This window comes from Streptomyces sp. NPDC038135, from assembly GCF_055601245.1.
This window is the reverse complement of record NZ_JBVJXS010000010.1, coordinates 193,918-208,619: the sequence shown is the minus strand read 5'-3', so window position 1 is coordinate 208,619 and position 14,702 is coordinate 193,918. Positions and strand designations below refer to the sequence as shown.

The window sequence follows — 14,702 nt, the reverse complement described above, 5'->3', positions numbered from 1 at the left end:
GACGAGAGCTGCCCGACGGGGTGGCCGCCGCGGACCTGATCGCCTTCGGCGCCACCGAGTACGGCGAGCTGTGCCTCCACCGTCACGACGGCACGGTGCGCATCCGCAGCCGCCTGACCCGCCATACCGACGAGGTAATGGTGCCGCTCGCCCCGGGCCTCGACGTCTTCACCCGCGCCCTGGAGGCCGTCGACCGCTACCGCAATGCCTGCTGGCACCCCTACCCGCTGGAGGGCGGTCAGACCCGGTCCGGCTCACTGCTCGCTCGGCGGACCGATGTCGACGACCGCCTGTACGCCCGGGGCTGCGGGCCCGGGGACCGGCTCGGCGCTCTCGCCGAGGAAGCCGCCTGACTGGTGCTGCCAGAGCTTGGCATAGGCACCGTTCGCCGCGAGCAACTCCTCATGGGCGCCCTGCTCGACGACGCTTCCGCGGTCGAGGACGACGAGACGGTCCATTCCGGCGACGGTGCTCAGACGGTGGGCGACCACGAGGGCCGTACGCCCGTCCATCAACCGCCACAGGGCGTCCTGGACGAGGACCTCGCTCTCCGAGTCCAGCGCGCTGGTCGCCTCGTCGAGCAGCAGGATCGGGGCGTCGCGCAGGATGGCCCTGGCGAGGGCGACGCGCTGGCGCTGCCCGCCCGAGAGTTTGACCCCCCGCTCCCCCACCAGGGTGCCGAAGCCGTTGGGGAGTTGGTCGGCGAACTCCGTGACGTGCGCGGCTGCGGCGGCTGCGTGGATCTCCTCGTCGGTGGCGCCGGGCCGGGCGAAGGCGATGTTGTCCCGCAGGCTGCGGTGGAACATGGCGGGTTCCTGCGGGACGTAGGCGATCAGTGAGCGCAAGTCGGTCTGGCGCAGCCGGCTGATGTCCTGCCCACCGATCAGGATGCGTCCGTCGTCGATGTCCGACATGCGCAGCAGGAGCCGGGTGAGTGTGGTCTTGCCGCCGCCGGACCTGCCGACCAGACCGATCCGTGCGCCTGTCGGCACGTCCAGGTCGAGCCCTTCGAAAATCGGCTTCGCGCCCGTGTGGGCGAAAGTCACCGCCTCGAACCGGATGCCGGCGTCCCGCGGTGCGAGCGGTTCGGGTTCCGCCAGGTCGAGCACGGTGGGCGGATCCAGCAGCAGCTCTGTGAACTGCGCGGCCTCGGTCATCGAGCTTTCCAGACGCCGGTAGATCTGGTTGAACTCGAACATGATCTGGGTCGCGTTGGAGTAGTAGGTGAACGCGACGACGACCTCCTCAACTCCCTGACCTGGGCCGCCGAAGGCAACGGCGATCAACAGGCCCAGCACGTTGGTCAGCACGGACAGGGGGGCGATCAGGGTGTCGACGCGCAGGTTGCCGTAGTCCCACGACCTCAGCGTCAGGCGCCGGGAGTCCGCGACACGGGTGCGGTGTTCGGCCGCCTCCCGCCGCTCGGCCGCGAACGCGCGGATGGTCTCCATGTTCATGAGACTGTCGGCGACGTGCCCGGAAACCCGGGCGATCGCAGCCTCGCGGTCGTTGACGAGCCGCTGCCGGCGACGGATCAGAGGCGTCGCGGCCACCACCGTCGACGCGATCATTGCCAGAAGGCCGACGACGAGCATCGGCTCGTAGCTCCACAGCACGACGGCACCGAACACCAGGGGGACGAGGCTGCCCACAATTCGGTACGTCACCGTGTCGACGAAGTCTTCGAAGCGCTTGCCGAAACTCAGGACCCGTTTGGTCAGGGAGCCGGCGAAGTTGTCGTGGAAGAACGCCGCGTCCTTGGCGAGGAGTTCGTCCATGCCGCTCACGTACAGGTGTTCCATGCCCAGGGCGTCCACGCGGTTCAGGCAGTGCTGCCCGACCCGCCACACGGCCTCGGCGAGCAACAGCGTCACCCCGAAGCCCAGCACGTACGGCAGTGCCGAGCCGAGGGTGAGACCGCCGCCGCCGGCGGCCTGCCCGGCCAGTTTGGCGATCAGCAGCGGGGCGACGTAGCGAATGCCGATGTTGCCCACGGCCGGCAGCAGCAGGGCGGGCAGGGCCAGTCGTCGTAGTCGCAGCAGCTCCCGGCCGTAGCGGCGCAGTGCCAGAACGACCGCGCCCCTGCCCGGCGTCGGTCCTCGCGTGTTTGTCGTCGCCATCACACTCCCGGAGATTCGGAAGTCGGAAGTGTCCCGTCAGGGGAGGTCCCCAGTCCAGGCATTTAACGCGGAACGGCGAGAATCGGACACCGCTGCGTTCGCGTCACGTACTCCCTCAGTGGCCGTGACCGCCGTACTCGTCGTGCCACCTCGCGCCGGTCGTCGTCATCGTCGCCCCGGTTGCCGCGATGGTTGTCACCCATGGGTGGGAGGTCGACGGTGTAGCGGTAGATCACCGGCCCGGCAGGCGTCGCCGGGGTGGGGCCGTCGGCCGGGATGCCCTCGGTCTCCATGGCCAGCAGGCGCAGGGGGACCCTGGTGCCACTGTGCTGATGCCCCTTAACCCTTTCCTCGTTCATGACGCCAGCGCAATGCGTCTGGGTGCCCGGGTGTTCCTCGCGTTGTCGAGCCAAGCGGCAGCCACGCCGGACAGTAGCGACAAGCTGTACGTCGACAGGGAGTGCCACTTCCTGCAATCCCGCCCGGTAGCACGGGGACGAGGCGGTGTGCCGGCGTCGCGGTGTGGGCGAGTCGATCGCCGACCACCTGTATGTGAAGGGCGCGCTGCAGACATCCTTGGCGAAGCACGGGCGAGCGGCCAGCTTCTCCTATCCGACCTGATCGGCTCGGCCTGGACGTCGACCGCTGCAGAAGCTCGCCGCTTCCTATGCAGGAGTCGGTCGACGGTCGCAGGGTCTTGAGCATGATCCGACGTCGATACGATCGCGCGGCCGCCACTCGCCGACCTTGCTCATAACAGCATCGTCCCCTGCCTCTCCCTGCCACCGGGCGAGGTCGTTCCGTGAGCGGAGGGTGTGGGGGGTGGTTCGGGCCCAGTACCCGCATCCGGTCGGCCAGCAGTTCGGCGAAGGCGGCGGCGGCTCCGGCCGCATCGCCCGCCTCCCCCCACCACACGGCAAGGCCATGCTGGGAGACGGAGGCTTGGGGGCGGTCGGGGCCCAGTACTGTTCCAGCAGTCCCGGTGAAGAAGGGCAAGACCCTCACCGTCACCGGCGCCCTCACCCGGGCTGACTGGGAGTCGCTCAAGTACGGCGGTTACGGCTCCCAGGCGGTCAAGCTGCAGTTCCACAAGAAGAGTTCTAGCAGCTACACCACGCTGAAGACCGTCACGGCGGACTCCAAGGGCAACCTGAAGACGACGACCACCGCCAAGGAGGACGGCTACGTCCGCTTCTCCTTCGCGGGCAACTCGACCACCGCGGCTGTCAGCGCCACGGGCGACCACGTCGACCTGCAGTAGGTTCTCCGAGCCAACGGCCGCGCCACCGGATTCGCACCGGTGGCGCGGCGGTTCGCTAGGCGGCGTCGCGTTCGGACAGGAAATGCGATCAGCACGGTGAACAGATGGTCCACCGCCACCTGCTGCCGGCTGTCCGACAATTGTCGCCAGTGGTGGATCCCGGCGCCGGGAAAGGCGTCCTCGAGGACGAGTGGGATGCACGTGAAGCTGCTTTCCTCACCCTTGCGGGCGAGTATCGGCCCCTTGCAGTTTCACCGGCCGGGAAGAGGACTCGGCCGGGCCGGGTTCAGGAGACGGCAGCCGTCAGGTACGTCAGGTACACCCCTCCCTCGCAGTCGGGCATCTTCCGCAGGGCCCAGCGGCCCCGGACGGTCTCGGTAAAGAAGTTGGACTCGGCGTCGTCCTCCTCTACTTCGCCCTCCTCGGGGATGTAGCCAGCTTTGGGCAGCTGCGTGTGCAGGAACGCCAGGGTGGTGTCGAAGCCGCCCCGTACGACGGTAGCGACGACGAGTCGGCCGCCGGTGCGGTGCTCCACCGAGGTCACAACCGCGCCGTCGGGCACCGGCAGGTTGTCCGGGAAGTCCTTGGGGAGCGGCAGTGAGGCTGCCGTGGGACAGCCGTGGGGCGCGGCACTGGCCGTGTTCCCGGCCGGCGGATCGGTTACCCGCTTCGCCTGGTACGGCGTCACCCCCGGGCGCTCGGCGTGTTTGCTCGCTGCCGAGCATCCGGTGACTGCGGCCAGGCTGAGGACGGCTCCTGCTAGTACGGCAGCCGAGAGCGGTGTTCCCATCTAGTGGCTTCCTCCGGGCTTCTTGTGCTTGCCGCTGACCATGGCGTCGTATGCTCCGTACAGCGTGTTGCCGGAGGACTGGCGGGCGATGGAGGCCAGCGCGTCGTAGTTCTGCGCTCCTCCGGTCGCGCAGGCGCCGGTGCAGCCGTCGGCGTAGGCGGCGAGCACGCGGCCCTGGGCGTCGGTGGTGACGTCGATGAAGTCCAGGAGATTGCGGTCCTTGCCGCAGGTGGTGCCGCCCGTGCAGATCGAACCCTTCTGGACGGGGTCGGTGGGGGTGGCGTCGGCGGTGACCCAGGACTGGCCGCTGTCGTAGGTGGTGGCCACGTAAAGGTGCCACACTCCCTGGAAGGCCGGGTCCTGGTAGTTGCCGCCCGTGGTGGTGCCAAGGAAGGCGAAGGCGGCGCGGTTGTCGTCGCCCGCGGTGACGGTGGGGAAGACGACGTTCTTGATACCGAGGGCCGCGCCGACGTTCTGGTCGTACAGCCAGGTCTTGCCTTTGTCGTGGCTGACGGCGATACGCGGCGTGCCGTCGCTGTTCTGGTAGCCCATGTAGACAGTCCCGCCGAGTCCGATCCCCACGCTCGGGTCCGAGTCCCCGGCCGTGCTGGACGGGTTCTTGCGGACGGTCCACGTCAGCCCGTTGTCCTCGGAGACGGCCACGGCTTGATGGCCACCGCAACCCTTGTTGGGCACATATACCGTGCCGTCCGGGGCGACCTTCACATGCCCGTGCAGGCCACCGCAGTCCAGCAGCGAGTACATCGGAACGGCGGGCCCGTACGTCAAGCCGCCGTCCCGGCTGACCGCGCAGGAGGCATCAGCGATGTCCTGCGAGCAGTAGTAGACGGCGTTCGGGTATGACGTGAGGGCGCCTGGTCCGCCCGGGGCGAAGGGACCGCCACCGATGGTCTGGTGGTCCACACCGGAGTTGAGGCCCGAGCCGCCTGTCGGCGTCCACGTTTCACCGTCGTCGTCGGTGTAGCAGGTCAGCGCGGTCTTGCCGGCGAGCTGCGACTCGAAGGTGCGGTGGGTGACCGGGTCGGTGAACAGGATCGGGTCGAGGCTGGCGGTGCTGCCCTGGGGACAGCCGTTGGCCGTACTCGCGCTTTTGTCCTGCCATTTCGCGGCACCGGCACTGTCGTAGGTGACCTTGAGCGTCGAGGTGTACGCCTGGAACATCGCGGCGCCACTCGCACGGTCGACGCCGATCGAGGGTTCACCGGCGTTGTGCGCATCCGTGATGCCATCGGGTGCCCATGAGTTCGCGTACGTCGGCGGTGTGGCCGTACTCGGTGGTGGATCGACCGGAGCGGTGATCAGGCTTGCGGTGCCGGTGAAACTGTCGCCGAGCGGCGCGTACGGCACCACGCGCACGGTGTACGACGCCGACACCGCCGGAAGCAGCACGGTCTCGGGGTCGCTGGATGAGGCTGAGGCGGCCACCTCCCGGCCGTCCGCATCGAGGACGTACAGGTCGAAGTCTGCGGCGGAGTCCGGCCATCTGACGTCGATACGCAGGCCGTGACCGACGTCGTAGTCCGCGGGCACCGACACCTTCAGCGCGTAGTCGTCGCAGGGTTGCGCTGTCGCGCAGCTCACCGTCCCGGCAGTGCCAGAGACGTTCGGGACGGCGAAGGGCCCGGCAGTCCATGTGGTCGTGGGCGCGGTGTCGCTGACCGATCCGGAGGGCGGGGTGGCGGCGTCGGCGGCAGCACTCGGCAGGGTTGCGGCGATGAGCGCCAGCAACCCGACGGCGAGACGACCTCGTGATCTCGGGTGGTGGTGAAGACGGAGCGTGGAGAGCAGAGCCACAGGTACCTCGTGGGTTCGCGAGTCGGACGAAGGGTGGTGATGTGTGGCGGTAGGGGTGATGCCTTCGTGTGCTCTACGGGGAGGCAGGCGGCGTCCGTCGCGAGAAAGCGAACTCTTCTCGAAAGAGGAGGAACGCCGCGCGGGGCCGCCATACCATTCGGGCCGCGCCCCACTCCCCTGTGCGGCTGCGCAACAGCACTTACGGAGGCTTGGTCAGAGGGCGTCGACGCCGCTCACCTTCCAGCCGTCGGAGGCGCGGGTGAGTGTCATACGCACCCGGTTGAGGTCTAGCCGGGGCTGTGGGACCTGAGTGCTTTGGGTGACCTGGTTGACGAAGAGCAGGACGACGGCCCGGTCCGACGTGGCCGACACGACGGACACCGCTGGGGCGCTGCCGTTCGCGGGTGTGGCCACGGTGGCTTTCACAACGCCGTGATACTTCGTCGCGGTCGGCGCGACGGCCGCCTTCGTGGTCTTGCCGTATTGGTCGCGGAAGTGCCCGGTCAGCAGGGCGCGGGCCCGGGAGAAGTCCCGGTCCAGGTGCCGGTAGTCGTACGACAGCACGACCGGTGCCGCCTTACGGGCGGCTGCCAGGGCCTCGCCACGGGCCTGCTCCGTCTGTCGCTCCTGCAAGTACTGCCACCCGAGTACGGCGGCCGTAATCAGGGCTGCTACGAGGACGACGCTCGGCACTGCGGTGAGCACGCCCGGCAGGCCGGCCTTGCGCGGGCGCGCGCCGTCCTCTGGCTCAGCCTCGAACGACTCGGGCTCCGGCGGGTCCTCCAAGCCGTTCGTCGAGGGCTCGGCGAGCATGGTGCGCCCGGAGGGAGTCTGCTCTTCCTGGTGGGCGCCGCGCTCGGGGCGCACAGGCCGCCCGGCGCGCTTGGCTGCCGCGCGGGCGGCCGCAGTCATGGTGCGCCGGGCCGGTGAGCCGGTCCCGCGGGTGCGGGAGGTGGGGTTCGCCACGGTGTCTCTCCTCATTGATGGCCTCACATCGGTTCAGCCCACGAACGTGACATCGGAGGTCAGCCACCGGCCGGCCACGGGCGTCAGGTCGAGCTGGAGGCGGTAGGTGCGCGCCTGGCCCTCGGGCGCCCCGGTGTTGGTCACCTTGCTGTCGGCCACGATCAGGACCCGGGCGGAGCGCGCGTCCGACCGCACGATGCCCGCTTCCAGAACCTGCCCCTGTGAAACCGACTTGTTCTGCGCAACCAGCTTGGTCAGCTGTGCGGTCTGCGCGGCGAACTGCTTCTTAAACTCGCCGGTGGCGCCCCTCAGCACATTGCCGCTGTCCCGGTCGTAGTGCCGGTAGTCGAGCGAGGTGAAGTTCAGCGCCGACTGGCGGGCCGCCGCCAGGACGTCCTGACGGCGCTGTTCGGCCGCGCGCTGGTCGGCCAGCTTCAGGCCCAGCCAGACACACAGCACGGTCGTCAGCACGGTCGTGGCGACGAGCCCTGCCGCCAGCAGCCTCGCCCGGCTTCCTGTCACGCCATCGGTCCTACGAGCAGCCATTGCCACGACTCCTTTCCGAACACGGTCTGTTCTCCGCCCGTCGAGCCGATCTCCACGGGCGTTCCGTCCGGGCCGGTCACGGTGCCCGTCTCCGGGTCGTAGGGGGCCACGAAGGCGGCCTGGTCGGCGCTGTATTTACCTGTGGTCGGGCCGGGCGCGTTCTGGGCACCACGCACGGAGGTCTTGCTGCCGCGCGGTACCGTGCAGCGCGCGTCGGTGTTCGCCGGGCGGGTGCTGGTGTCGGCCGGGTCGCGCCGCTGGGTGCTGTAGCCCTGGGTGCACGCGGGGGGATCGTCGGCGTTCACGGTCAGCCCGAAGTGGGTGGTGCCGTCACCGGGGATGACCGTGTAGCTGCCCGCGACCGTGAGCGGAAGGGTGACCAGAGCTTGTTCGACGCCGGGCAGCCGGGCCAGGGTGATCTGGCCGCCGCTGATGAGGTTGGCCAGCAGTACCGGTACGTGCGACCGGGTGGACTTCAGCAGGGATTCCAACTGCTGAGCAGTGGGCGTGGTGTTGCCGACCAGCCGGCGCAGATCGCCGTCGCTCGACTTCAGTTGCTCGGTGAGCGTGGCCAGGTCGTGGGAGAACGACTTGATGGCCGAACCCTGGTCGGCCTGTGTCTTGAGCACCTTCCGCGAGTCTTCGATCAGCGAGACCGTCTGAGGGAGCGACTCGGATCCGGATTCCACCAGCGCGTTGCCGGAGTTCACCAGTCGGCTCAGGTTCGGTCCGGTGCCGGCGAAGGCCTTACCCAGCTCGTCTACGGTGACCCGCAGATCGTCCTTGCCGACCGAGTTGACCAGTCGGTCGAGGCTGAGGACAAGGTCGGTGACCGGCAGCGGGGTCCGGGTGCGGCTGCGCGGGATCGGGCTGCCATCCGTGAGGTACGGCTCGCCCGACCGCCGCGGCTGGAGGTCGACGTACTGCTCGCCCACCGCCGAACGGTCGGCTACCACCGCGAGCGTGTCGGCCGGGATTCTCGGGGCGCCGTGCTCGATCTTGAGCGCCACTGAGACCCCGGACCCGGTCAGCCGCAGATCGTCTACGCGGCCTACCGGCACGCCCCGGTAGGTGACCTCGGCGCCGGGGAAGATGCCTCCGGACTCGGCGAAGTCGGCGCGCACGGTGTACCCACGGTGCAGAACGTCGTCCGCGAGCCCTGTGTACCGGGCGCCGACGTACGACATCCCGAGGGCGGTGACGGCCGTGAAGGCGAGCAGTTGTGCCTTGACCGTGCGTGTGATCACGGCAGTATCCCCTTCAGCATCAGTTCGGCGAGGCCGGGGTCGATTCCTGGCGGGAGGCGATTCGAGTCGTCCCCGGTGCTGTAGGCGGCGGTGCACACTGGCGGGCACAGCAGGCTGCTGCCGTCGGAGGGCGTCGAGGGTGCGGAGGGCGCGGGCGGGTTTGAAGGCAGAGACGGGGTGGACGGCAGGGTAGGGAGGGACGGGAGGGGGGTGGGAGTGGGCAGGCTGGGATGACGCGGTGTTCCGGGTTTCGGGGACTTCCTGCCCTTGCCGGGCTTGCCGGTGGCGTTGCCGTAGAGGTCCGCCAGGTCGAGGTCGGCGGTGATCTTCAGGTTGACGTAGTCGCCCTTGACGGCGTCCGTCGCGTTGCGCGGGAACGGGTACGTGGTGAGGATCTCGAGGGAGTCGGGCAGGTCGTCGCCCGCCTTGTTGAGCTCCTGCAGGATGGGCTGGAGCTTCCTTAGGTTCGCGACGGTGTCGTCGTGGGAGGCGTTCACCACCTTGGTGGCGGTTTTACCGAGCCCGGACAGGGCGGTGAGCATCTTCGTCAGGTCCTTGCGCTGGTCGGCGAGGGCCTTCAGGGCGGACGGCATGGTGTCGACGGCCAGGGTGATCGTCTTCTTCTCTTTCTTCAGCCGCTTAGCGAGCCGGTCGACGCCCTTCAGCGCGCGCACGATCTCCGCCCGCTGGTCGTCGAGGCCGCCGAGGAACGTATCGAGCTGCTTCAGCAGGGACCTGACCCGGTCCTCGCGGCCGTCGAGGGCCTTGTTCAACTCGACGGTGATCGTCTTCAGCTGGGCTACCCCGCCGCCGTTGAGCAGCGCGGACAGGGCCGTCAGCACCTCCTCGACCTCCGGGTTGCGGCCGCTGCGGGACAGCGGGATGCGGTCGCCGTCGCGGAGCCGTCCGAGGGGTCGCGTGCCGGCCGGCGTAGACAGGGCGACGTACTTCTCGCCGAGCATGCTGGTCTGCCTCAGATCGGCGATCGCGTTGCCGGGCAGCTTCACCGAGTCGGCGACTCGGAGCCGCACTCGGGCGTGCCAGCCGTCCAGTTCCACCTTCTCCACCGCGCCGACGGTCACGTCGTTGACCTTGACCGCCGACTGCGGCACGAGGTCCAGGACGTCCCTGAATTCGACGGTGATGTGGTAGGCGTGGCCGTCCGAGGCTGCGCCGCCGGGGAGCGGGACGTCGTACCAGCCGTTGAACTGGCAGCCGGTCAGCAGCAGCGAGCCGACCGTCGCCCAGGCGGCCGTCCGGCCCTTGCGCCGCGCGCTCATGCCGGTGCCTTCAGGATTCCGCCGAGGGTCTTGTCGACCGTGCCCGTCGACGCGGGAGTCGACGGAAGCTCGGGGAGGGAGTCGAGGAGTTTCTTCAGGCCGGCACAGTTGTCGTGGTCCTTGCCGGTCGTCTTCAGGATGGAGCAGAGGAGGGAAGCCGGATTCTGTGGGGTTTGCGCGTTGTTGCGGGTGTCGAGCGTCCCGGCGGCGGGGTTGTAGGCGTTCTGCAGGTTCGACAGGCCCGTGGGGGTGACGGTCAACAGCTCCTCCAGAGCTTTCCGTTGGGTGACGAGGACCTTGGTGACCTTGGCCAGGCCCCGCACGTTCGAGGTCAGCGCCTTCTTGTTGCCCTTCACGAAGTCGGACACGTCGCCGAGGGCGGCGGCCAGGTACTTCAGCGCGGCCGCGAGGTCCTTGCGCTCCCCCGCGAGCTGCCCGGCCACGACGGCGAGGTCGGTGTTGAACGACCGCACGCTGGTGTCGTCCGCCGCCAGCGCGGCCGTGAACACCTGTAGGTTCCGCACAGTCCCGAACAGGTCGCCGCGCCCGTCGGACAGGGTGGTGACCGCCTGGGACAGGTCTTGCACCGTCTGGTGGAGGTTCTTGCCCTGCCCCTGGAGGTTGTCCGCGCTCACCCCGAGTAGCCGGGACAGCGAGCCCTTCTTGTTGGCGCCGTTCGGGCCGAGCACCTCGGCGGTGGTGTGCAGGCTGTCGAAGATCCGGTCGAGTTCCACAGGGACGGCTGTACGGGACTCGGGGATGACGTCTCCGTCCCGCATCACCGCGCCCTTGCGATACACCGGCAGCAGCTGCACGTAGCGGTCGCTGACGACGGAGGAGTTGATGATGGCGGCCTGTGCGCCGGCCGGCACCTTGCGGCCCCGGTCGTACTCCAGCTCGACCCGTACCCGGCCGCCCTCGGGCGTGATCTTCCTAACCTCGCCGATGCGGACGCCGAGGACGCGGACGTCGGAGCCGGGGTAGATGCCGACGGTACGCGGGAAGTACGCCGTGACGCGGACGGGGCCGGGGCCCGGCCAGAGGACGACGGTGATGCCGACGAGAATAGCGAGTGTGGTGAACAGGGCCAGGAGCCTGCGGGTCATCGGGTGCCTCCCGTCCGGGGCGTGACCGGGGCGGCGACCAGGTTTTGGATGTAGGAGTCGAACCAGCGCCCGTTGCCGAGTGTGTTGGTGAAGAGCCGGACGTAGGGGGCGAGCAGCCGGACGCTGCGGTCGAGGCTCGCCTGGTTACGTTCGAGCATCGTCACGAAGGTGTTGAGGTTCTTCAGCGCGGGCCCGATCTCCTTGCTGTTGTCGTCGACCAGGCCGGACAACTCGATGCCCAGCAGCGCGGAGCTTTTGAGTAGCGCGTGGATCGCCGTGCGTCGCTTGTCGATCTCCTTGAACAGGGCGTCGCCGTCCTTCACCAGCGCGGAGAAGTCCTTCGTGTGACCGGCCAGTACCTTGGTGACGCCGTTCGCATGGTCGAGGAGTCCGCGCAGAGCCTTGTCACGGGCGGCGACGGTCCGGGAAATCCGTGACAGCCCCTTGATCGACGCCCGCACCTCCTCTGGGGAGTTCTGGAAGGTGACGGAGATCGTGTCCAGCGCCTTCGCGAGCCGGTCGGTGTCGACCTCCTCGGTGGTGGTCGTCAGGTCGCTGAAGGCCTGAACGACGTCGTAGGCCGACACGGTCCGCCGGAGCGGGATCTCGCCGCCCGCCTTGAGCTGACCGGGCCCTTTTGGGTACAGGGCCAGGTACTTGGCGCCGAGGATCGTCTTGACCCGGATCGCCGCACCCGTGTCGGTACCGAACGCCGGGCCGCCCTTCACCTTGAAGGTCACCTTGACGTGGTCGCCGTCGAGGTCGACCTGCTCGACCTTGCCGACCTTGACCCCGGCGATGCGTACCTCGTCGCCCGGCTTCAGCCCGCCGGCTTCGGAGAAATCCGCGCTGTAGGTGTCACCGCCGCCGATCAGCGGCAGGCTGTCTGCGTTGAAGGCAGCGACGGTGAGCAGCGCGAGGACGGTGAGGCCCACGGCGCCGACGATGACCGGGTTCCTCCCCCGGCTACCGCTGGGAGGTGCCCCCGTGCGGTAGAGGTTCAGGCGTGGGTGCTCGAGCCGGATCCTGGGCAGCTTCGGCGGCAGGACGCGCACCTTCACGAGGGGCTCCGGGCGACGTGCGCGCCTGGGCAGCAGTCTGGGGAGTTTCGGCAGCTTCGGCGGCAGGACCCGGACCCTTACCAGCGGCTCGGGGTGGGGTGCGCGCCTGGGCAGCAGCCTGGTAAGCCTCGGCAGCTTCGGCGGCATTACACGCACCTTCACCAGCGGCTCCGGGTGGCGGGCGGTGCCCCGCCTGATGCGCGTGCTCATCCGCCGCACCTCGCCCGCGCCACGTGCATGTCTGGGGTGATCACCTGCTTCGTCTTCGGCAGCACGATCCGGCCGTCGAAGTCGCAGAGGTAGAAGTTGAACCACGAGCCATATGAGGCGGTGCCCGTCAGTTTGTCGAGCTTGTTCGGCAGCCGCTTCAGGACGCCCTCCACGGTGTTCTCGTTCTTGTTAAGCGTTCCGGTGAGATCGCCGATCCCGGCGATGTCGTCCTTTAGCGGCGGACGCGCGTCCTTCAGCAGCCCCGACGTGACGTCCGTCAGGTCGCCGATGCTCGCCAGCGACTCCCCGATGGGCTTGCGGTCGGCCGACAGCCCCGAGACCACCCGGCGCAGCTGCGTGAGCAGACCGGAGAAACGGGAGCCGCGCTTGTCGAGCGTCTCCAGGACGGTGTTGAGGTTGTCGATCACCGACCCGATCAGCTTGTCGCGGTCGGCGAGGGTGCTGGTGAGCGAGGCTGTGTGCGCGAGCAGGCTGTTCACCGTGCCGCCCTCGCCCTGGAGGGTCCGGACGATCTCGGTGGCGAGCTGGTTGACGTCGCTCGGGCTGAGCGCGGCGAACAGCGGCTTGAATCCGTTCAGCAGGGCGTTGAGGTCCAGCGCCGGCCGGGTCCGGGACAGCGGGATGGTGGCGCCCGGGCGCAGCCGGGTGGTGCCGTCGCCCGGGCCCTCGGTGAGTGCTATGTACCGTTGCCCGACCAAGTTGCGGTAGCGGACGACCGCGTGAGTCCCGGCAAGCAGCGGCCGTTGCGTGCTGACGGTGAAGGTGACCTCCGCCAGGGTTCGGTCTTTGATCCGGATGCCCTCGACCTCTCCCACCCGCACTCCGGCCACCCGGATGTCGTCGCCGGTTTCCAGCCCGGTGACGTCGGTGAACACCGCGTGATACGTCTCCTTGGAGGTGAAGGAGACGTTCACGATGGTGGCGGCGAGTAGCGCCGTCGCCGCGATTGTGACCAGCGCGAAGAGACTGAACTTGATCAGCGGGGCGGCGGTCTGCCGGGCTCCTGACTCGCTCATGCGACACTCACCGCCGTCCCGCGCGCGAGCGGCCCGAACAGCAGAGTCGCCACGGGCGGCACCTGGTCCGCGGGGACGCCCATGACCGGGGCCACGAGGGAACCGACGGCCCGCTGCTCGGCCCGGGTGGCGGACACGCCGGAGCCTCCGGGCGGTGCGCCGCCGGAATCTCCGGCCAACGTACCGTCGTGGAGTCGAGGCTTAGGCCCCGGCACCTGCGGATGCGGCAGGCCGCGGCAGTCCGGGCCGGACCGCTCGCCGTACACCGGCTCCTCTCCGGGCCGATACGCTCCCTGGGGCCGGACGACCTCGAGGGTGATCCGCATCTCGCCGCCCCGGAACGCGTCCTCGGACGCCTTCTCCTGTCGGACAAGGCCCTGCAACAGGCACGGGTACTCCGGGGAGTAGCGGGCGAACAGCTCCAGCGTGGGGCGGGAGACCCGGCCCAGAGTGATCAGCCGGTCGCCGTTCTCGGTCAGGAAGTCGTTCGCCGTGCCCGCCACGGAGGCGGTCGCGCGCAGAGCCGATGCCAACTGGTCCTTCTTCTCGACGATCGTCCGGCTGGTGGTGACCGTGTTACGCAGGATGCGCATCAGGTCCGGGGCGGCGTCGCCGTACACCTCGGCGACGTCCGCGAACCGTGTGATGTCCTCCTTGAGGGAGGGCATGTGCGGGTTGAGGCGGCGCAGGTAGCTGTCGACCCGGGCGAGGTTGCCACCGATCCGGTCGCCGCGTCCCTCCAGTGCCGTGGCGAACGCCGAGAGGGTGGCGTTGAGTTCGCCCGGCCGGACCGTGCGCAGCAGTGGCAGCAGGTCGTTCATCAGCTGCTGCACCTCGATGCCGGCCCTGGTGCGGTCCTGGGTGATGACGTCGCCTGCTCGGATGGGCCGGGCCGTCGGGTGCGCGGTGCCGGCGGGAGCGACCAGGTCGACGTACTTCTCGCCGAACAGGGTCTTGGGCAGCAGCCGCGCGTGGACGTTCGAAGGGATGTCCGACGCGTACTGCGGCTTGAGCGCGATGTCGAGGGTCGCCTTCGTGCCGTCGGCGTGCACCTCGCGCACCTCGCCGACCAGCAGCCCGCGCAGTTTGACGTCGGCGCGTGGCTCGAGCTGGTTGCCCAGAGTGCCGGCCTCCAGGGTGATGGGTACGACGGAGGTGAAGGCCTGCTGGTAGACGGCCACTGCGAGCGACAGCAGCAGCGCGAGCACGGCGAGGAATGCGATGCCGTACAGCCTGAGTTTCGTTCTGTGCGTATACACCGCT

The 14,702-nt window shown here is 69.0% G+C and carries 12 protein-coding genes and 1 pseudogene; 2 read left to right on the top strand and 11 right to left on the bottom strand.

Annotation, left to right across the window (positions count from 1 at the left end):
- The first annotated feature begins 20 nt into the window (after window positions 1-20).
- Entirely contained in the window at window positions 21-353 is a 333-nt protein-coding gene (locus ACZ7JA_RS28245; protein WP_470811136.1) for a hypothetical protein, read from the top strand.
- Here ACZ7JA_RS28245 and ACZ7JA_RS28240 read toward each other — a convergent pair.
- The gene (locus ACZ7JA_RS28240) at window positions 255-2,120 is read right to left on the bottom strand and encodes an ABC transporter ATP-binding protein (protein ID WP_470811134.1); all 1,866 of its coding nucleotides are present in this window, start codon (window positions 2,118-2,120) and stop codon (window positions 255-257) included. The two genes, ACZ7JA_RS28245 and ACZ7JA_RS28240, sit on opposite strands and share 99 nt — an antisense overlap.
- Before the next feature lie 979 nt (window positions 2,121-3,099).
- Here ACZ7JA_RS28240 and ACZ7JA_RS28235 point away from each other — a divergent pair.
- Window positions 3,100-3,381 (top strand): annotated as a pseudogene (locus tag ACZ7JA_RS28235) (calcium-binding protein); the annotation flags it as partial.
- A gap of 286 nt (window positions 3,382-3,667) precedes the next feature.
- Here ACZ7JA_RS28235 and ACZ7JA_RS28230 read toward each other — a convergent pair.
- The 10 genes from ACZ7JA_RS28230 to ACZ7JA_RS28185 all read right to left on the bottom strand — a co-directional run bounded on the left by ACZ7JA_RS28230 (window position 3,668) and on the right by ACZ7JA_RS28185 (window position 14,698).
- Window positions 3,668-4,171: a hypothetical protein gene (locus ACZ7JA_RS28230; RefSeq protein WP_470811132.1), complete on the bottom strand. Its 504-nt coding sequence runs from the start codon at window positions 4,169-4,171 to the stop codon at window positions 3,668-3,670.
- Window positions 4,172-5,773 (bottom strand): hypothetical protein, encoded by a 1,602-nt coding sequence (locus tag ACZ7JA_RS28225; protein WP_470811130.1) that lies wholly within the window; start codon window positions 5,771-5,773, stop codon window positions 4,172-4,174.
- A gap of 426 nt (window positions 5,774-6,199) precedes the next feature.
- On the bottom strand, window positions 6,200-6,952 hold the full coding sequence (locus tag ACZ7JA_RS28220; protein ID WP_389298590.1) for a hypothetical protein: 753 nt from the start codon (window positions 6,950-6,952) through the stop codon (window positions 6,200-6,202).
- A gap of 33 nt (window positions 6,953-6,985) precedes the next feature.
- Complete coding sequence (locus ACZ7JA_RS28215; protein ID WP_351667029.1) at window positions 6,986-7,498, bottom strand: hypothetical protein; 513 nt, start codon at window positions 7,496-7,498, stop codon at window positions 6,986-6,988.
- Window positions 7,471-8,745, bottom strand: coding sequence for an MCE family protein (locus ACZ7JA_RS28210; RefSeq protein ID WP_470811127.1), 1,275 nt, complete (start codon window positions 8,743-8,745; stop codon window positions 7,471-7,473). Before ACZ7JA_RS28210 ends, ACZ7JA_RS28215 begins: the two co-directional genes overlap by 28 nt.
- On the bottom strand, window positions 8,742-10,025 hold the full coding sequence (locus tag ACZ7JA_RS28205) for an MCE family protein (protein ID WP_351667031.1): 1,284 nt from the start codon (window positions 10,023-10,025) through the stop codon (window positions 8,742-8,744). Before ACZ7JA_RS28205 ends, ACZ7JA_RS28210 begins: the two co-directional genes overlap by 4 nt.
- Window positions 10,022-11,131 (bottom strand): MCE family protein, encoded by a 1,110-nt coding sequence (locus tag ACZ7JA_RS28200; protein ID WP_470811125.1) that lies wholly within the window; start codon window positions 11,129-11,131, stop codon window positions 10,022-10,024. The genes ACZ7JA_RS28205 and ACZ7JA_RS28200 overlap by 4 nt, the downstream gene beginning before the upstream one ends.
- On the bottom strand, window positions 11,128-12,339 hold the full coding sequence (locus ACZ7JA_RS28195) for an MCE family protein (RefSeq protein WP_470811344.1): 1,212 nt from the start codon (window positions 12,337-12,339) through the stop codon (window positions 11,128-11,130). The genes ACZ7JA_RS28200 and ACZ7JA_RS28195 overlap by 4 nt, the downstream gene beginning before the upstream one ends.
- Before the next feature lie 59 nt (window positions 12,340-12,398).
- Window positions 12,399-13,439, bottom strand: coding sequence for an MCE family protein (locus ACZ7JA_RS28190; RefSeq protein WP_389451410.1), 1,041 nt, complete (start codon window positions 13,437-13,439; stop codon window positions 12,399-12,401).
- Entirely contained in the window at window positions 13,436-14,698 is a 1,263-nt protein-coding gene (locus ACZ7JA_RS28185) for an MCE family protein (RefSeq protein WP_470811122.1), read from the bottom strand. Before ACZ7JA_RS28185 ends, ACZ7JA_RS28190 begins: the two co-directional genes overlap by 4 nt.
- Between the last annotated feature and the right edge of the window lie 4 nt (window positions 14,699-14,702).